The following is a 17834-nucleotide window of genomic DNA, read 5'->3' as shown; positions in this document are numbered from 1 at the left end:
GAATTTGAAGAACGATTTTATCATTTTCGTTTTTTGTCTCTTGTGCTATTTCTCAGTAGACTAGGGTTAGCTGAAAGGAAAGGAGGCAAAAGGCAAAGGTCTAGCATCTCGCGGCCCTCCTCTAGCTATAGCTGATAGACTTTGCCTTGTACACATATTCACTGCGTAATAGTAGAACCAAGGTTTCTTTGTATCAGTCATGTGTCCCCTGTGAATCCCCTTATGCGTATCCGGTCATGTAGCGTGACTGGGTACTCTTATATTCATTGATAAGCCGATCATCCCTTGCAAATAGTGGATACTCATTTCATAATGATGATGGATTTGATAAACGGAAGGTCAACTGAAAATGCAGGCAAAAAAGGAGAGACCGATGACAAACATTCAATTAATCGCAACGGATTTAGACGGAACTTTATTGAACAGCGAGCACAAAGTGAGTCAGGAAAACGAGCAGGCGTTAAAGGAAGCAGTGGCGAGTGGGATTGAGGTTGTCGTTTCAACAGGAAGAGCGTATTTTGATGTGAAATCTATTTTTGATCAGCTTGGGATGAATACGTGGGTCATCAGTGCAAATGGAGCTGTGATTCATGATCCAGAAGGTCAGGTATATCATTCGGCTGTTCTAGAAGAAGAAAAAGCAAAACACATCTTATCATGGCTTGAGGAGCGTGATTATTACTATGAAGTGTTTACGAATGAAGCCATTTACACACCAAACCGCGGCAGGGAGCTTCTGGCGATAGAAATGGACCGCTTAAAGAGTGCAAATCCAGAAACGGATCAGCGTGTTCTTGAGCAAGCGGCTGAAGTTCAATACAGCCAGTCAGGTTTTGCTTATATTGATACATATCAAGAATTGTTTCGTGAGGATCAGAATCTTTCGTTTTATAACATCTTAGGTTTCTCATTTTTTCAAGAAAGATTGAAAGCCGGATGGGATGCGTTTGGACATGATTCTGAATTAACATTGGTTAGTTCGGCTGATCATAACTTTGAAATTGGAGCAAAGGAAGCGTCGAAAGGGCAGGCGTTAACCAGGCTGTCAGAAAAGCTCGGTATTCCATTAAGCCGAACAGCAGCTGTAGGAGACAGTTTAAATGATGAATCAATGATTCGGGCAGCTGGGGTTGGAATTGCAATGGGGAATGCGAGAAAGGATATAAAAGAATTAGCTGATCACGTCACGTTAACAAATGATGAACATGGTGTGGCACATATGATTCAACATCTTTTGAAATAATTGAATCGTATGTATTTGTATAAATGACATAGGATGAAGCGCATTCTACAAAAGAGGAATTCAGAACTACTTCTATTTACACCCGCTATGGAACATCATATAATTTAATTATGAATATAACCCGCTTGTAAGGAAGTTAAGGAGAGTAAACGAATGGCGCTGGAATCTTATAAGTCCGACAATCTGCATTTAATCAAGGAAGCCTTAGACTATACTCAGGTTGGCCTGACGGTGACGGACCCGTCTTTACCTGATAATCCTTTAATATATGTGAACAAGGGCTTTTTAGATATGACAGGCTATCAAGAAACCGAAGTAATAGGAAAGAACTGTCGTTTCCTTCAAGGAGATGAAACTGAACAGATTGCTCTCAAACAAATTAGGGCAGCCATTGAAAACAAAGAGGCTGTCACTGTACAGTTGAAAAACTATAAAAAATCTGGTCAAATGTTTTGGAACGAGTTAAGTGTGGCGCCTCTATGGATTGATGAAAATGAAGGGAAACGCCTTTATTTCGTTGGTCTGCAAAAGGATGTTACGAAAGAGATGGAACAGCAAGAGCTTCTTGAGCAATCCATTGATGAAGTATTGAATATTTCTGTCCCGATTGTTCCGGTGAAGGATGGTATTTCTGTCCTGCCGATCATAGGTACGTTAACAGCGCCAAGGTTTGATAAAATCATCTCAACAGTCTCCACTTATATCTCTCAATCCAAAGACGATTACTTCATTGTGGATCTGTCTGGTTTATTAGAGGTGGATTCATTTGTGGCGGATGCGATCTTTAAGCTGAACGATTTGATTTTAATGACTGGCACAGAACTGATCGTGACAGGTATTAAACCAAATCTTGCGATGAAAATGGGAGAAATGAGAGAGGACTTCCGTGAGTTGAACACGTATATGAATGTGAAATCTGCATTGAAAAAGCTGCAAATTTAAGCATTCCTTTAGATGAGATTAAAAAAAGAGGACTTTTCATCAAGTTTGAGAAAAGTCCTCTTTTTGCTGTCATTACGATGATTGAGCGGCTGCACTTAACGTGAATAAATCTTCTAGTTCGTTCGTTGACAGCTCTGTAATCCAGCTTTCACTTTGGATAATTTGATCATTTAACGTTTGTTTTGTTTCGAGCATTTGATCAATTTTTTCCTCTATCGTGCCGGTTGTGATCATCTTATGGACGTGAACAAACCGCTTTTGCCCGATGCGGTAAGCACGGTCTGTTGCTTGGTTTTCTACAGCAGGATTCCACCATCTATCGTAGTGAATGACATGATTGGCGGCGGTTAAGTTTAGTCCGGTTCCTCCTGCTTTTAAAGAAAGAATTAAGATGTTGAACTCTTTTTTCTGGAAACGTTCCACCATTTTGTCCCGATCATGTTTTGATAAGCTCCCATTTAAAAATTGAACTGGTTCTCCAAACATCTTTTCGGCGAGCTGTTTGATCATGTTGCCCATTTCAATATACTGCGTAAAAATGAGACAGCTTTCTCCTTGTTCGTGTATGGCTTTTAACAGCTCTGCTAATTTATCCATTTTTAATGAACGCTTCAATAATTTCACATCTGTTCCGCTCTCTTTTAAATAAAGAGCAGGGTGATCGCAAATTTGTTTGAGTCTGCCAAGCATACTTAAAATGATGGCTTTCCGCTGCATCCCTGTTAATGAGGCCATATGTTCGAATGTATCTTTGACCAGCTGTTCATATAAAGATGCCTGCTCTGCAGATAACGGGATGAATTCTTTTTCTTCTAGTTTCTCTGGCAGATTGAGTGCGACTTCTTCATCTTGTTTTGTTCGTCTTAATAAGAATGGCTTGATCAGCTGCTGCAGCTGTTGGATTCTTTTTTCTTCACGGTCTTTTTCAATCGGAAGGACGAACTTTTTATGAAAACTGGTCAGGCTGCCGAGATATCCTTTGTTCACGAAGTCGAAAATAGACCAAAGCTCTGTCAAGCGGTTCTCCATCGGTGTCCCGCTGAGGGCAATGTGGTGCTGTCCTTTTAATTGCCTAATGGCTCTCGATTGTTTCGTATGGGCATTTTTAATGTTCTGGGCTTCGTCTAAGCAAATGGTATTCCATTTGGCTGCTGTTAATTCATCACGGTCAGAATGTGAGAGACCATACGAAGTGAGGACGATATCTGTTGATTCGTACGCTTTTGTAAAGTTCTCACCTTGTGGACGTGACGGTCCATAATGCAGAGCGACATTCAAATGTGGTGCGAATGTTTCAAGCTCTCTTTGCCAGTTCCCTAATACGGAAGTCGGTGCAATGATGAGAGATGGAGCGGCGTCTTGTTGATGCTCCTTCAAATAGGTGAAATAAGCGATCATTTGAATCGTTTTTCCAAGTCCCATATCATCTGCTAAACAAGCCCCGAATCCATGAGACCTTAAGAACAGAAGCCAGTTGACACCGTGCTGCTGATACGGGCGCAGTGTGCCCTTAAAGGACTCACTCATCTCATAGGATGGCAGCTCTTGTGTATCATTTAACTGATGAACAAGCCCTCGTAATTGAGACGAAAGTTCAAATTGAATATGGGCAAAGGCCGAACTGTCTAGCAGCTCAGGAATCGACTCAGAGGAGGCCTCTTGGTCTGCGAGTTCACGTGATAAAATATCCGACATATGAAGTCCTTCGTTCTCAGCGCGCTCCATCCATTTCTTCATTTGCTGGATAAAGGTCGGATCGATTTTAATCCATTGTCCACGAATGTTGACAAGACGACGTTTACTTTGAACAAGCTCGTTGAACTCATCTTCTGTCAGCTCAATACCGTTTGTGGCAAAGCGCCAATTAAAGTCCATAAGGGCATCCATTCCAACGTGCGATTCGCCTCGTGGTGTGGAGGAAATCCGTGCTTTTAGCATCATGGTGCTTTCTTTGACGATCTGCCACCATGATGGGAGCAGGATCTCAATCCCCATGTTCACAAGTGTTTCACTCGCTTCAGATAGGAAGAGCCACGCTTCTTCTTCTGACATGAGGGTGGTACCAGATGTAAATGAGAGCCAAGGGACAATCTGACCGAACCGCTCCAGCTCTCTGGTGATTTTTTCTTGAAACGGACGCCATGATTTTTTTAAAGAACGGATGCCTTCAAAGAAATGCAGATCACTGTTTTTCTTATCACGCAAAAACAATTCAATTTTCCAATCATCCCCGTCGAAATCAGGCTCATTTAAACGCAAGCCGACAGTGAAAGGCGTCTCATCATCGATCCAGCCGATCGTTTCCAAGAAATCCTGTTCATCTAAAAAATGTCCCTGGAAGGAGGAAAGAGCAGGCGATTGTGCAGTCATTCGGTTCCATTTGTGCTGCAAGGCATCATCATATTGAATGTAATCCTGTACGGCAAAGGAGAACCAATCAGCTGTGTAGCCATCTAACAGGCCTTCTTTGTCTTTAAAGCGAAGCATGCCTTTTGTCCATGCCTCGAAATCTGGGACAAAATCTTCATCCTCGATGAATTCGTAAATGGTTGAGGCTGTTTTCATAAGCGGCTCTGTTTCATCCGTTAACGTCACATGGCTGAAAGTATTGAATGAATTTTTCCCTAGCAATTCAACGGTCATCCAAGGACTTAACAGGAAGGCAGGTGTGCCAATAAAGCTCACATCTTCTAAGAATGTTCCGTAAAAAGATGATTCGTGCCATTGGAAAAGCTGCCTCTTCATTTCATTTAGCGGTACAGGCTGTCCGTCCTCTGCTTGCGCTGAAATGGTGAAAGAGAAATCTTCGGTTTGTTCTGCATGAATGACAATTTGTTTATGGCGTGTCATCAATTAATTTTCCTTTCTTCATTTCCTCTTGGAACGCACGCAGCCGTTTTGTTGAATCTTGCAGCTGCTGTACATATCTTTCCCACACCGCGTTTTTTTTCGTTTTATGATAAAGCGTACGCAGTTTTTTGAGCATTTTCACAGATTCCCGGTAAGCACTTCGATTCTTTTGATCGAGAAGCAGTGAGATTTCCCGGTGGTACGAAGGAATGAGTGCTTCAGGCTCTTCCTTTGCAATCTGTTTGATCAGTTCTTTCTCCAATTCACTGATGGAGAAACCAACGAGGCTGTGTATTTCAATCCATTCTGCATAGCGTTCTTGTGCATATAAGAGCTGACTATATTCAGTAAATGCATAAGGCATACAGATTTGGAGATAGCGTTCATACAAGAAATGATCTTTCGTCTGTTTAAAGTACGCGTCTAAATAAAAGAAGAAATCGCTGACGGCTCCACGCAGTTCTCTATAAGATAGGTCAAGCTGGCAATATTCTTCTAATACATATGTGATCTCTTGATACCAAAGTTTGAGACGCTTCCAGTCCTTGCGGTTTGTGAGATCCTTTAGCCAATTGAGCACATTCGGCAGCATATTTGCATTGAGCAATTTTAATTGCTGGAAGAGTCTTTCGTCTTCTTTTAGCAAATAATCCATATGCATCAGCCCAATGGTGCGCTCAACCGTTTGCTCCTGCTGTTGGGCGCTCTTGAGTAATTCTGTTTCTTTTTTGACCCATTTCCCTCTATTTAATATAGTTCCCCAAATCTCCATAAAGACCGCAACTCGTTCATGCTGGAAAGGTCCGCTGATTTGAAGAAGTGTCCGAACGGCAGTTGGTGTGTTTTCAAGAAACGGATCGAGGGAAAAGGAAAGGGCGTATGTCCTCAAATGATCCACTGAATCAAAAATGGTGTTCATGAGCTGTTCTACATATGGATTCATCGAATAAAAGTCTTTTTCGGCATCAAGACGGCCGAGATCGATTAGCTCATGGAGCCTTAACCACACATCGATGGACGTATGAATCGCATACAAACTCTTGAATTCAGGTGAAGTGGGTGCGTGTTTTTTCAGGATCGATAAATAGCCGTAATACAAATGCTGTGGCGTTTGCTGGTGCTTCGGTGTCCGTTTCAGCCAGAGGTGAAATTCCTCCTGGAAAAAATTCAGCCAGCTCTGAAGTGATTGTTCATCTGGGCGCTTCACTTGGAAGTGCTGACGAATGAGTTCTTTGCTGCGCTGTAATTCATCCTTCTCTGACCAATTTTCTGTAAAGCCGGTCACACTCTCTACTTGAGCGTATAGCGAAAAGAAGACAGCGAGGATGTGTTTACATAGTCCATCAGCTGGACATGAGCAGCTGCTTCTCACTGGAAACAGCACATGAAGGTGGACTCTTGCTGCCACGACATCATGTACATAAGCTGACCATTCGGTATCAGACTCTTGCTTGAGCCGATATACGCTGTCCTGTCTATAAGTAATCAATGCTTTTTTAATGAGTTGCTTGTTTTCATCTGTTGAAGGAAGAAGTTCTTTGATCTGTTCGGCTGTTTGTTTGATTTCTTCTTCGTTGATGTTGTGCTGAAGCATTTGACCCGCTCCTAACCAAGTAAAAGATTCCAATTCTTTTATTATAGCTCAATGATGATTTATAAAAAAGTTTTTCATGAAAATGGTCATAAATTTCAAAAGCTGTCGAATGATGTATTAGAGTATTGCATAAACCAACCATACAGCATATAATAATGAAATTAGTGGAATCGAAAGGATACAGACATGGATAATAAGGGTTTAAATCAAGAAGAGTTTTTAAAGATTTTGATGTACGCTCATGATATTGGTGAAAATTCCAATGATGTCACAACAAAAGAAATGCTTGAAAATCTGATTGCTCATATTCGAAATGGCCTTGTTTCATAAAAGTAGCCCCCTGCTCTCTCAGCAGGGGGTTTTTGTATGCTTTTATGAATGGAACGAAAATTCCCGGCATACGATGACATTACAAGCATAAGGAGTATGGGGAGCTGATGTGTCATGAAGATTGCGATTGCAGGCTGTGGGTATGTAGGGCTTGTCACAGGGGTGTGTTTAGCAGAGGCGGGACATGATGTGACATGTATGGATATTGACCGGCGGAAGGTCATGCAGCTGAAGCAAGGGAATCCTCCGATGTACGAGCCGGGATTAAAAGAACTGCTCAAACGGAATATGGAGCAAGGACGCATTCGTTTTCACATCAATGGAGCGTCAGCCTATTCGCAGGCTGACGTGTTAATGATTGCTGTCGGTACTCCGCAGCAGGCAGACGGTCAAGCTGATTTGCAGTATGTCTTTCAAGCGGCAAAGGAGATGGGCTTACAAGCAAAGCCAGGCGCAGTGCTTGTCGTGAAAAGTACAGTGCCTGTCGGAACGGGCGATCAAATTGATCATTTGATTCATCACGTGTTAGGTCGTAAGGAGCCATTATCTATCGCATCGAATCCAGAATTTTTACGAGAAGGGTCTGCCATCTCAGATACGCTGCGAGCGGATCGGCTGGTGATTGGAGCCGAAACAAAGAACGGATTAGATCAGCTAGAGTCTATGTATGCGGACTTCCACATTCCATTCGTGAGAACAGATCGGAAAAGCGCAGAGATGATCAAATACGCATCAAATGCATTTCTTGCCACAAAAATCAGCTTCATGAATGAAATTGCTTCGATTTGTGGAAAAACGGGAGCTGATGTTGAGAGAGTTGCAGAGGGGATGGGACTCGATCAGCGGATTGGTGCTTCGTTTCTTAGGGCAGGCATTGGTTACGGAGGTTCCTGTTTTCCGAAGGATACTAATGCCCTTGTCCAAATTGCAGGGCATGTGTCCCATGATTTTGAGCTATTGAAGGCTGTCATCAAAGTCAACAATGAGCAGCGAGCAAGTTTTATTCGAAGTGTGAAGGAGCGGATGGGAGAAAACTTGGAAGGGAAGAGAATGGCTCTTCTTGGCCTTTCCTTTAAGCCGAATACAGATGATATGAGAGAGGCGCCGTCAATCCCGATCGCTCATCAGCTCCATCAATTAGGAGCGGAGATCGTAGCCTATGATCCTGCTGCCGCTCGCAATGCAGCTCAAGAACTGCCTGATCAAGTCCTTTTTGCTCAAACGATTGAAGAGGCGATCAAGGATGCTGATGCTGTCTGTATATTAACTGAGTGGGCGGATATTCAGTCCTTTCCACTTTCAGCTTATAAAGATTTCATGAGGCAGCCGATCATTTTTGATGGTCGGAATTGTCATACGCTTGAAGCGGCAGAAGTAGCTGGTGTCGAGTATCATTCTATTGGGCGCAGGCCTGTCTCTCCTATTTATATGTAATGAGAAAAACCGATAACTTCATGTGTTATCGGTTTTTGCGTTAATGCGGAAGAATGAATCCGCCATATAAAAATGCAGCCACAATCAGAAAGGCAGGGTGCAATTTGAATTTGGTCATAAAGAAAAATGAAATGGCGGCAATGGCGAGTGATTGCGTCCAGCCAATGGCTTTCACGGCATCTCCGCCAATTTCCCATGTTAATAAAAGCATCATCATCGCAATGACAGGCTGTACAGATAAGGTCATGCCTTTGACGACAGAAGATTGGCGAAAACGGTCAATGAGTTTTAGCAGTAAGATCAATCCGATAGCAGACGGCAGGACCGTCGCAAGCAGTGCAACGATAAAGCCTGGCCATCCCATGACATCATAGCCTACATAAGCCGCAATTTTCGTAGCGATTGGACCTGGAAGTGCGTTGGCTAATGCGAGCATATTGGAGAACCCTTCGTTCGTCATCCAATGAAAATGATTGACGATTTCTTCATAATTGAGCGGAATGGAGGCAGGTCCTCCGCCATACCCTAACAGATTGGATAAGAAGAATGCCCAGAATAAAAAGAGAATCAGCATCACGAAGACACTCCTTTCTCTTTATTTGTTCGAGTCCAGCGATCTTTCAGTTTGAAATGAAAGGCACCATAACATAAAAAGATGATGACAATGATTCCTGGATGAATCGAGAGTACTTGAAGACCGACAAATGCCAATAGGAATAGGACGATTCCGAAGATCATGCCGAAGCCCTTCAACGCTTTTTGTCCAAATTCATATGCCATCATTCCTAACAGAACGGCAATTACTGGTGTCACAGCACCGATCATATTTTGAATGATGACTGAAGAGCTTAAGACGCTGACAAGTGTAACAAGTGCCACCATAGCGAGACATGTCGGTAAAATATGTGCAGCTGTTGCAACAATGGCGCCAGATACACCTTTTAATCGATAGCCGAGGTATGCCGACATTTTCGTAGCAATCGGTCCGGGCAATGCGTTGGCGATGGCGAGTGTTTCTCCAAATTCGTCATCATTGATCCATTTGTATTTGACGACCGCTTCATGGCGAATGAGCGGGATCACAGAAGGTCCTCCGCCAAATCCCAGAATACCGGTTCGCACCATGGCGATCATGAGTTCAAGATATGATTGCAAGTGGTTCAACTCCTATCTACAATTTCATGCCCATTCGGCTTTTGTATCGTTTAATGAGCATTTGACAGTCAACACTGACGACGCCTTCAAGCGGGTACAGCTTCTTTGTCAGGAACGTCTCCATTTCCTGTTCATTTTGAAAAATGCCATGCATATGCAGCTTGCTTGGTCCTGTCATATGATAAAGGCTTGTGACGGCTGTTTCCTGCTCAAGCTGAAGGGCGACTGTTTCTAAACATTTCGGCTCAACCTCTACGTTAAAAAAGACAGAGACATGAATGCCGATCTTTGCTGGATTAATGACAGCGGTGAATCGTTCAATGACACCTGCTTCAATGAGCTGTTGAATACGGGCTTGTACAGCAACACGGGAAAGGCCGACTTGTTTCCCTAGATCCGTGTAGGACATACGCCCGTCCTCGTGTAATAAGGAAAGAATTTGTTTATCTCTTTCATCTAATGTTAAGTTTGGAATGCGATATTCATGTGCCACCGTATAACCACCTTTCTTCTGTTGATATTCTATCATATTTTATTACGAATAGAATGTTTGATTTTTAAATGAGTAACGAAATGAAATAATAAAAGAAGATAATATATCTTTTTGCATAAAAAACACCCCAGCATCACCGGGGTGTGTTCATTTTATTTTTCTGGGCTGCTTTCCGCACTGGCAATTTGCTGTGCAAGGTCAGCACGATCAATGTCTGCTTGGAAGAACTCCTGCGTATTTGGAAGGTGTAAATTCATGTGACGTTTTTGGGAAATTCGGATGGTCACTTGATCCACAGTGTAATCAAATACATGCCCGCCTACGCTTCGATCATCATCAATAAAGTGGAGATGATATCCGCTTACCGCAATGCCATGTGCGTACTGTGGTGTACGGAAGCCTGCGATCGTCCCGCGAATATTTTCAAAATCGAAAATAGGCTGTGACTTGACTGCCTCTACCATCGGAACGTAAGGTTTTTCCTGTTTTTCAACCGTACGGGTTTGAACCTTTTTGAATGACCCATCGATGCGGATCGCATAAAAGACATTCTTGCTCGGTAAGATTCGGTCGATTTCTTCCTCTAGCTCTTTGGACGTCATCGGTGCATCAATTCGATGAACGATGTCCGTTTCAAAGAATGCTAGAGAGCAAAATGGTGAATAATCTTGATCGGTTACTGGTGTGGCTGTTCCATCAGAGCGCAGTCGATAAAAAGCGCCATCAAAGCCGATTAGTTCCCCATCTAATTGATTGAATGTGCCAATGCCAAAATCACCATGCTCGGGAATATGTGATAGGGAGAAATCTCCATCGTATACGGCTTCCAGCAAGGAGGTCATGGTTGATACTTGATAGACCTCTTGCTTTTTGTCCTGCGGTATTGTGTTGTTTTGTTGATTCATTGGGTGCATCATACCCATGTCCGCTCACTCCTTTAACGTAATGTATCGAAGTCTTATCTGACGTTCGTTGTGTGTTTTTCACGAAAGACTTCTGGCCATTTTTGACTGGCGAGGTCTGGGTTGTCTTGATAGTCTATCGGAATATCAATAATAACGGGTCCTTCTATGTTTATACCCTTTTGAAGGACAGTTGAAAGCTCTTCAGGTGAGTTGACACGTAATCCAGTTGCTCCAAAGCTTTCTGCATATTTCACTAAGTCGATCTGACCGAACTCAACACAAGACGTACGGTCATACTTCATTTCCTGCTGGAATGCCACCATATCGTATGTGCTGTCGTTCCACACGAGATGAACGAGATTTGTTTTCATGCGCACGGCTGTTTCTAATTCCATGGCGGAGAAGAGAAAACCGCCATCACCTGAGACTGAAATGATCTTTTCATCTGGATTCAATATGGAGGCTGCAATCGCCCATGGTAATGCCACGCCAAGTGTTTGCATTCCGTTACTTACTAGGAACGTGTTCGGTTCATAAACACGGAAGTGGCGAGACATCCAAATGGCGTGCGATCCGATATCACATGTCACTTTCGTGTCATCTGGGATGATACGTCTCAACGTATGAATGACATCCAGCGGGTGTGATAAATGACTTTCTCTTTCTGGTGTTTTTTCGATATCACTTAACAGCTCTTGTAATTCTGTGACGAGATCTACGTTCTTTTTGCATAATGAAAGTGGAACGCTGTCGTGGGCTAGATGTTGCACTGTTTCAGATATATTGCCCACAAGCTCAAGCATCGGTTCATAGAAATGGTCAATATCTGCCTGCATGTCATCCACATGGATGATTTGACGCTGCTGCGGTTTCAAATTCCAATGCTTCGGATCGTATTCGATTGGATCAAAGCCAATAGTTAAAATCACATCCGCTTTCTCAATGAGAAGGTCGCCTGGCTGATTACGGAATAAGCCGATTCTGCCCACATATTGAGGCTCAAGCTCTCTTGAGAGAACGCCGGCTCCTTGGTACGTTTCGACAAATGGGATACCAAGTGTTTTTAATAATGTTCTTGTCGCATTTGCCGCAGCTGGACGGCTAGCTTTCATTCCCACAATTGCAACAGGTAAGTGCGCATTTTGAATTTTGGCGATGGCCGAACTGATGAGAGCATCCGGTGCAGGACCTAGTTCTGGAGAAGGGTGAGCAGACACTGGTGTTTGTGTGGTGTGTTCGGTCACGACATCTTGTGGAAAGCTGATAAATGCTGCTCCAGCTTGACCTCTTTGTGCCGCGCGAAAAGCATTTGTTAAGGCTTCTGGTATATTGTTTACGTCTTGTACTTCAACGCTATATTTTGTCACTGGTTTGAATAATGCCGCATTGTCGAGTGATTGATGTGTTCGTTTGAGTCGATCCGCACGGATGACGTTTCCAGCGATTGCAACAACAGGGTCACCTTCTGTATTGGCTGTTAATAGACCTGTCGCTAAATTGGATGCGCCAGGACCTGATGTGACGAGACAAACGCCTGGTTTGCCAGTTAAACGACCGACAGCTGCTGCCATGAATGCCGCATTTTGTTCGTGTCTGCATAGCACAAGCTCTGGACCTCTGTCTTTTAATACATCAAATACTGCATCAATTTTTGCACCTGGAATCGCAAAAACATGGGTCACACCTTGGGCAATGAGCGTATCGACAATCAACTCTGCTCCTCGTTTTGTTAGGGGTTGTGTTTGAGAATTCATTTACCCCGCACTCCTTTCGGCAAGTAAAATTTTTTATGAAAATATATTTTCATGATATGATTTACTATACATTTCACAAAATAAATTTTCCAATATATGTTTAACGTAGTTTTAATATGTTTCACGAATAAGTGTTTGAGGAGTGAAAGGATGGAACTGAGACATTTGCAGTATTTTGTCACAGTCGCGGAGGAGCTGCATTTCGGCAGAGCGGCCGCACGATTGAACATGACACAGCCTCCACTTAGTCAGCAAATTAAGCAGTTTGAGGAAGAATTGGGATTTCCTTTGTTTCACCGGTCTAAACGGGTGGTGGAGTTAACAGCTGCTGGAAAGGTTTTTTTACATGAGGTCCGGGGGGTGCTGCATCAGCTTGATAAAGCCGTTGATCATGCCCGGCATACGGCAAGAGGGGAGCTTGGGAAGATTATCATCGGATTCGTTGGTACAGCGACATATGATATTCTGCCGCCAGTTGTCCGTGAATTCAGAGAGCGGTACCCCTCTGTCAGTATTGAGCTGCAACAGCTCTCTGTCCCGCAGCAGCTTGAGGCGCTTTTGAATGGTGAGATTGATATTGGTTTTTTGCATCCTACATCACCGCAAGAAGAATTGGTCAGTCGTTTAATGAAGCAAAGTGAATGTATTTTTGCGATTCCGAAAAACCATCCGCTGGCGGAAAAAGAAGCGGTCACGATTGAAGATATTCGTGATGAGCCGATTATTTCTTTATCAAAGGAATCATGGCCGTCCCTTTATCAGCATATTGTCCTACTTTGTGAAAAGTACGGATTTTCACCCAATATCGTGCAGGAAGCAGCAGAATATCAAATGGTCATTGGGCTTGTCACAGCGGGAATCGGAATTGCTATCATTCCAACATCGGCCCGGCGTTTATTTAATTTAGATGTGGTGTATCGGTCAATTGAAGGTGAGCAGCTACTCGCGGAATGGACCATTTCTTATAGGCGAGAAAATCATAATCCGGCATTGTTTCATCTTGTCCATCATATTCTCCATCGCGGTGAGCCGGAGTAAGGGAAGAGAGAACGGGGTATGGTATGATGTCGTTACATACAAGAGGAGGCATGTCTGAAGTGATTACATTACAAATGGATCAGTTGTCACGAAAAGAAGCATATAAAGTATTATCTGGTTCCGTCGTTCCAAGACCCATTGCATTTATTACAAGCCTTTCTAAAGAAGAAGTCGTCAATGCTGCACCATTTAGTTTCTTTAATGTCATCAGTGGCCATCCTCCGCTGATCGCTGTTTCTATTGGACGTCGTCAAGGAGAGATGAAAGATACAGCAAAACATATCATCGACAGGGAAGAATTTGTTGTCCATGTGAGTGATGAAGCGATGATTGAAGATATTAATGAAACAGCTGCTACTTTGCCAGAGGAAGAGAGTGAGCTGACTCGTACCGGTCTTCATCAAGTGAAGAGCAGCGTGGTGTCAGTGCCAGGAATCAAGGAAGCACGCATTCGCTTTGAATGTCAGCTGGAAAGACATCTGACCTTTCAAAATGATGAAGGGGAGGTCACAGTCGATCATATCATTGGCCGGGTGGTGTGTGCGCATTTAGATGAGTCTGTCTATGATGCGGAAAAAGGATATATTTTTACGAATGAATTAAAGCCAGTCGCACGCCTAGCAGGGAATGATTATGCCCATTTAGGTACGCCTTTTGTACTGAAGAGACCGGAATAACATCTAAAACCCCCGAGGCTATCGGGGGTTTAGTGTTTATTTTTTTTGTTCTAGTTTCAATGGTGCGGCGATATTTTTTTCTACCTTTTTGCCTTTTAATACATCGTCAGCAGCGCCGACTGCCAGTTGACCGATCAGCTCTGGCTGCTGCGCGACTGTTGCAGATAGTTTTCCTGCTTTGATCGAGTTGAGTGCATCTTCATTACCGTCGAAACCGACGACAAGAATGTCTTTTCCAGAGCTTTGGATGGCCTCTAGTGCGCCAAGTGCCATTTCATCATTGTGGGCAAAAACGGCTTTGATGTCAGGGTTTCCTTGAAGAAGGTTTTCCATCACGTTGAGCCCTTTTGTCCGGTCGAAGTCAGCGGCTTGTTTTGCTGTGACATCTAATTTTTTGTCTGCAATTTGATGGAAACCTTTTCCTCGTTCACGGGTCGCAGAAGCACCTGGTACACCTTCTAGTTCAGCCACTTTTGCTCCTTTACCAACTTTGTCGATAATAAAGTTAGCTGCCATTTCGCCGCCTTTGATGTTATCGGAAGCAACGAGCGCTTCAACCTTTCCGCTTTCTGCCGAACGGTCTAATGTGATGACCGGTATGTCTGAAGCATTCGCAGATTCGACAGCCGTTGATATGGCAGAGGAATCGGCTGGGTTAATGAGTAATGCATCAACCCCTTGTTGAATTAAATCTTCTACATCACTTGTTTGTTTGGCTGAATCATTTTGTGCATCGGCAATGACAACTTCAATGCCAAGCTTTTTCGCTTCTTTTGTCACACCGTTTTTAAGAGAAACGAAGAATGGGTTATTTAAAGTCGAGATCGACAGTCCGATTTTCATGTCTTTTTTCTTGCCATCCTTTGTTGATTTGGCCCACTCTGTCGGTTCGAGCGAGCAGGCAGAAAGCATGAATAATGAGAGAGTCATGATCAGGATTACATATTTTTTCATAGCAGCTGCCTCCTTAAGCAGATTTCTTTCTGTCGAGTAGGACTGCAATCAAGATGACAATCCCTTTCACAACAGACTGATAGAATGATGAAACACCAAGTAAGTTCATACCATTGTTCAAGACCCCGATAATGAGTACCCCGATGAGTGTGCCGACAATTCGCCCTCTTCCGCCGGATAGGCTTGTCCCGCCAAGTACAACGGCAGCAATTGCATCAAGTTCATACGACGTACCAGCTGTTGGTTGGGCTGAGTTGAGACGAGATGTTAAGATCGCACCGGCTAAAGCAGACATAAAGCCGGCTAAGGAATAAATCATGATTTTGACGCGTGGTACTTTAATACCTGAGATGAGGGCTGCTTTTTCATTTCCGCCAATGGCATACGTTCTTCTGCCAAAAGGTGTTTTATGAAGCAAGACCCAAAGAACGATAAAGGTGAGAAGCATGGTGATCGCTGGAACAGGAATCCCTAAGAAATATCCACGGCCAAATAGCTGAAATGCATAGTTAGAGCCAAGCCCTGTAATTGGGTTTCCGTCTGTATAAACAAGCGTCAATCCTCTGAAAATCGTCATCGTCGCAAGTGTTGCGATAAAAGGAGCCATTTTTCCTTTTGTGATTAAAAGACCGTTGATCATTCCAAGGATGGCACCGATGATACATCCAACGATGATGGCGAGAATCGGGTCCAAACCAGATACAATAAAGCCGGCAGTCAGAGCACTAGACAGCGCTAGAATGGCACCGACAGACAAATCAATTCCTCCGGTTAAAATAACAAACGTCATGCCAAAGGCAATGAGGGCGTTAATGGAGATTTGTCTGAGTAAGTTTAAAATGTTTAATGGTTCTAAAAAGGCCGGATTTAAAATAGAAACAATGGCAACAAGGATGATGAGTCCTAAGAATGGCCCAAGCTTTTGCATGATATTGTCAAATCGTCCATTTGAAGTAAGTGGTTTCATGTTACTTCCCTCCTGTAGCTAGTGTCATAATTCGTTCTTGTGTAGCTTCTGTTTTACTTAATTCACCGCTGATGGTTCCTTCATGAATGACAAGCACTCGATCGCTCATCCCAAGAACTTCTGGGAGCTCAGAGGAGACCATCAAAATCGCAACGCCTCGATCCGTCAGCTCGTTCATCAGCTGATAAATTTCTCGTTTCGCCCCGACGTCGACGCCTCTTGTCGGTTCATCTAAAATCAGCACCTTCGGCTGAATGCCGATCCATTTGGCGATGACGACCTTTTGCTGATTTCCACCGGACAGGCTGCGTGCAGAGATTTCAGATGAAGCGGTTTTGATCGTGAGTCGTTTGATGAGCAGGTCAACAAAGTCCTGCTCGTTTTTCTTATCGATCAGCCCCTTTGGAGAGAAGCTATCTAAGTTAGGTAACCCGATGTTTTCCCGAATGGATGCATCCAGCATCAGTCCTTCATCTTTACGATCCTCCGTGATAAAACCGATGCCAAGTTTGACTGCATCACTTGGTTTTTTAATGACAGCCTTTTTCCCATGAACCCAAATTTCTCCTTGATCCAGGGGATCGAGTCCAAAGAGCGACCGCATCATTTCCGTCCGGCCAGCACCCATTAAGCCTGCAACACCGACAATTTCTCCAGCTTTGACGGAAAAACTGACATCTTGAAAGCGGCCTTTCCTCGTTGCTTGCTTCACTTCTAGGACGGTATCACCAGTAGAAGGTGTGCGTTCAGGGTAACGATCGGTTAATTCGCGGCCGACCATTTTTTTGACGACTTCATGGAAATTCGTGTCCGGTATCGCTTTCGTATCGACCGTTTTTCCGTCACGCATGATCGTAATCCGGTCACAAATGGAGAAGATTTCTTCCATCCGGTGAGAAATGTAGACGATGGAAACGCCTTCTTTTTTGAGTGATTCAATGACCTGAAATAGCTTTTCAATCTCACGGTCTGTGAGAGCAGCTGTTGGTTCATCCATAATAATGACCTTTGCATCGGTCATTAACGCTTTCGCAATCTCAATCATCTGCTTTTGGCCGACAGAACAGCTTCCTGCCTCTTGATCGAGCGAGAGGTTGACAGACAATCGGTCGAGCTGCGCTTGGGCGAGGGCTTTCATTTTCTTGGTGTCTAGGAGACCAAGTGTTGTATAGATTTCTTTCCCGATAAATAAATTCTCGAGTACCGTCATATCAGGCCATATATTCAGCTCCTGATGAATGAAGGCAATCCCGTTCTGCTCGGCTTCTTTCGGATTCTTGAAAGCGGTTTCTTTTCCGTCGATTTGAATCGTTCCTTGATCCAGGGAATAGAGTCCTGTCAGCAGATTCATTAACGTTGATTTTCCTGCCCCGTTTTCACCCATAAGTGCATGGACTTCACCTGTGACGAGGTCAAAGGAGACCCCGGCGAGAACGGTGTTTTTTCCAAAGGCCTTATGGATGTTATGCATTTCAATGTTCATAAGTGGCTCCTCCTT

At 43.6% G+C, this 17834-nt stretch carries 16 protein-coding genes; 6 read left to right on the top strand and 10 right to left on the bottom strand.

The window, feature by feature from the left end; genetic code table 11:
• The first annotated feature begins 382 nt into the window (after window positions 1-382).
• Complete coding sequence (locus tag M2353_RS17295; protein ID WP_284726014.1) at window positions 383-1243, top strand: Cof-type HAD-IIB family hydrolase; 861 nt, start codon at window positions 383-385, stop codon at window positions 1241-1243.
• A gap of 153 nt (window positions 1244-1396) precedes the next feature.
• Window positions 1397-2185: a YtvA family blue-light photoreceptor gene (gene ytvA, locus M2353_RS17290; protein WP_282745940.1), complete on the top strand. Its 789-nt coding sequence runs from the start codon at window positions 1397-1399 to the stop codon at window positions 2183-2185.
• Between the two features lie 72 nt (window positions 2186-2257).
• On the opposite strand, the gene M2353_RS17285 is transcribed toward ytvA, so the two are convergent.
• Both M2353_RS17285 and M2353_RS17280 read right to left on the bottom strand, forming a co-directional pair.
• A complete protein-coding gene (locus M2353_RS17285) occupies window positions 2258-5035 on the bottom strand; it encodes a DEAD/DEAH box helicase (protein WP_017360014.1) in 2778 nt (925 codons plus the stop codon).
• A complete protein-coding gene (locus M2353_RS17280) occupies window positions 5022-6629 on the bottom strand; it encodes an SWIM zinc finger family protein (RefSeq protein ID WP_284725796.1) in 1608 nt (535 codons plus the stop codon). Before M2353_RS17280 ends, M2353_RS17285 begins: the two co-directional genes overlap by 14 nt.
• Before the next feature lie 186 nt (window positions 6630-6815).
• Here M2353_RS17280 and M2353_RS17275 point away from each other — a divergent pair, with 186 nt between their 5' ends.
• Both M2353_RS17275 and M2353_RS17270 read left to right on the top strand, forming a co-directional pair.
• Window positions 6816-6959, top strand: a complete 144-nt coding sequence (locus M2353_RS17275) for a YwzD family small protein (RefSeq protein ID WP_003214884.1) — start codon at window positions 6816-6818, stop codon at window positions 6957-6959.
• A 114-nt stretch (window positions 6960-7073) separates the two neighbouring features.
• A complete protein-coding gene (locus M2353_RS17270; RefSeq protein WP_024718724.1) occupies window positions 7074-8393 on the top strand; it encodes a UDP-glucose dehydrogenase family protein in 1320 nt (439 codons plus the stop codon).
• Window positions 8394-8433: 40 nt separating this feature from the next.
• On the opposite strand, the gene chrA is transcribed toward M2353_RS17270, so the two are convergent.
• From chrA to alsS, 5 genes are all read right to left on the bottom strand, one after another.
• Window positions 8434-8967 (bottom strand): chromate efflux transporter ChrA, encoded by a 534-nt coding sequence (chrA, locus tag M2353_RS17265; protein WP_007497548.1) that lies wholly within the window; start codon window positions 8965-8967, stop codon window positions 8434-8436.
• A complete protein-coding gene (gene chrB / locus M2353_RS17260; protein ID WP_034647433.1) occupies window positions 8967-9527 on the bottom strand; it encodes a chromate efflux transporter ChrB in 561 nt (186 codons plus the stop codon). Before chrB ends, chrA begins: the two co-directional genes overlap by 1 nt.
• Before the next feature lie 37 nt (window positions 9528-9564).
• Window positions 9565-10041, bottom strand: a complete 477-nt coding sequence (chrS, locus tag M2353_RS17255; protein WP_017360010.1) for a chromate efflux transcriptional regulator ChrS — start codon at window positions 10039-10041, stop codon at window positions 9565-9567.
• 152 nt (window positions 10042-10193) lie between these two features.
• Window positions 10194-10955, bottom strand: coding sequence for an acetolactate decarboxylase (gene budA / locus M2353_RS17250; RefSeq protein WP_370529243.1), 762 nt, complete (start codon window positions 10953-10955; stop codon window positions 10194-10196).
• A 44-nt stretch (window positions 10956-10999) separates the two neighbouring features.
• On the bottom strand, window positions 11000-12700 hold the full coding sequence (alsS, locus tag M2353_RS17245; protein ID WP_284725795.1) for an acetolactate synthase AlsS: 1701 nt from the start codon (window positions 12698-12700) through the stop codon (window positions 11000-11002).
• Between the two features lie 150 nt (window positions 12701-12850).
• Between alsS and alsR the strand changes: the two genes are divergently transcribed.
• Window positions 12851-13738: an acetoin biosynthesis transcriptional regulator AlsR gene (gene alsR / locus M2353_RS17240; RefSeq protein WP_284725794.1), complete on the top strand. Its 888-nt coding sequence runs from the start codon at window positions 12851-12853 to the stop codon at window positions 13736-13738.
• Between the two features lie 59 nt (window positions 13739-13797).
• Window positions 13798-14415 (top strand): flavin reductase family protein, encoded by a 618-nt coding sequence (locus M2353_RS17235; protein WP_211251391.1) that lies wholly within the window; start codon window positions 13798-13800, stop codon window positions 14413-14415.
• A gap of 36 nt (window positions 14416-14451) precedes the next feature.
• Here the strand turns inward: M2353_RS17235 and rbsB are convergent, their stop codons facing one another.
• The 3 genes from rbsB to M2353_RS17220 are packed head-to-tail and all read right to left on the bottom strand — an operon-like array spanning window position 14452 to window position 17819.
• On the bottom strand, window positions 14452-15369 hold the full coding sequence (gene rbsB, locus M2353_RS17230; protein WP_284725793.1) for a ribose ABC transporter substrate-binding protein RbsB: 918 nt from the start codon (window positions 15367-15369) through the stop codon (window positions 14452-14454).
• 13 nt (window positions 15370-15382) lie between these two features.
• Window positions 15383-16336 carry a ribose ABC transporter permease RbsC gene (rbsC, locus tag M2353_RS17225; RefSeq protein ID WP_007497532.1) on the bottom strand — a complete coding sequence of 318 codons (954 nt, stop codon included), beginning with the start codon at window positions 16334-16336 and terminating at the stop codon, window positions 15383-15385.
• A gap of 1 nt (window position 16337) precedes the next feature.
• A complete protein-coding gene (locus tag M2353_RS17220; protein WP_284725792.1) occupies window positions 16338-17819 on the bottom strand; it encodes a sugar ABC transporter ATP-binding protein in 1482 nt (493 codons plus the stop codon).
• Window positions 17820-17834: the final 15 nt, after the last annotated feature.

Source organism: Bacillus aerius, from assembly GCF_029894105.1.
GTDB classification, from domain to species: Bacteria; Bacillota; Bacilli; order Bacillales; family Bacillaceae; genus Bacillus; species Bacillus altitudinis.
The sequence above is the reverse complement of the archived record's forward strand: the minus strand, read 5'-3'. Positions and strand labels throughout refer to the sequence as shown.

Coding starts and splice junctions, on each gene's coding strand:
- ytvA (WP_282745940.1), top strand. CDS start 1,397: ATGGCGCTGGAATCTTATAAGTCCGACAATCTGCATTTAATCAAGGAA.
- M2353_RS17285 (WP_017360014.1), bottom strand. CDS start 5,035: ATGACACGCCATAAACAAATTGTCATTCATGCAGAACAAACCGAAGAT.
- M2353_RS17280 (WP_284725796.1), bottom strand. CDS start 6,629: ATGCTTCAGCACAACATCAACGAAGAAGAAATCAAACAAACAGCCGAA.
- M2353_RS17275 (WP_003214884.1), top strand. CDS start 6,816: ATGGATAATAAGGGTTTAAATCAAGAAGAGTTTTTAAAGATTTTGATG.
- M2353_RS17270 (WP_024718724.1), top strand. CDS start 7,074: ATGAAGATTGCGATTGCAGGCTGTGGGTATGTAGGGCTTGTCACAGGG.
- chrA (WP_007497548.1), bottom strand. CDS start 8,967: ATGCTGATTCTCTTTTTATTCTGGGCATTCTTCTTATCCAATCTGTTA.
- chrB (WP_034647433.1), bottom strand. CDS start 9,527: ATGATCGCCATGGTGCGAACCGGTATTCTGGGATTTGGCGGAGGACCT.
- budA (WP_370529243.1), bottom strand. CDS start 10,955: ATGCACCCAATGAATCAACAAAACAACACAATACCGCAGGACAAAAAG.
- alsS (WP_284725795.1), bottom strand. CDS start 12,700: ATGAATTCTCAAACACAACCCCTAACAAAACGAGGAGCAGAGTTGATT.
- alsR (WP_284725794.1), top strand. CDS start 12,851: ATGGAACTGAGACATTTGCAGTATTTTGTCACAGTCGCGGAGGAGCTG.
- rbsB (WP_284725793.1), bottom strand. CDS start 15,369: ATGAAAAAATATGTAATCCTGATCATGACTCTCTCATTATTCATGCTT.
- rbsC (WP_007497532.1), bottom strand. CDS start 16,336: ATGAAACCACTTACTTCAAATGGACGATTTGACAATATCATGCAAAAG.
- M2353_RS17220 (WP_284725792.1), bottom strand. CDS start 17,819: ATGAACATTGAAATGCATAACATCCATAAGGCCTTTGGAAAAAACACC.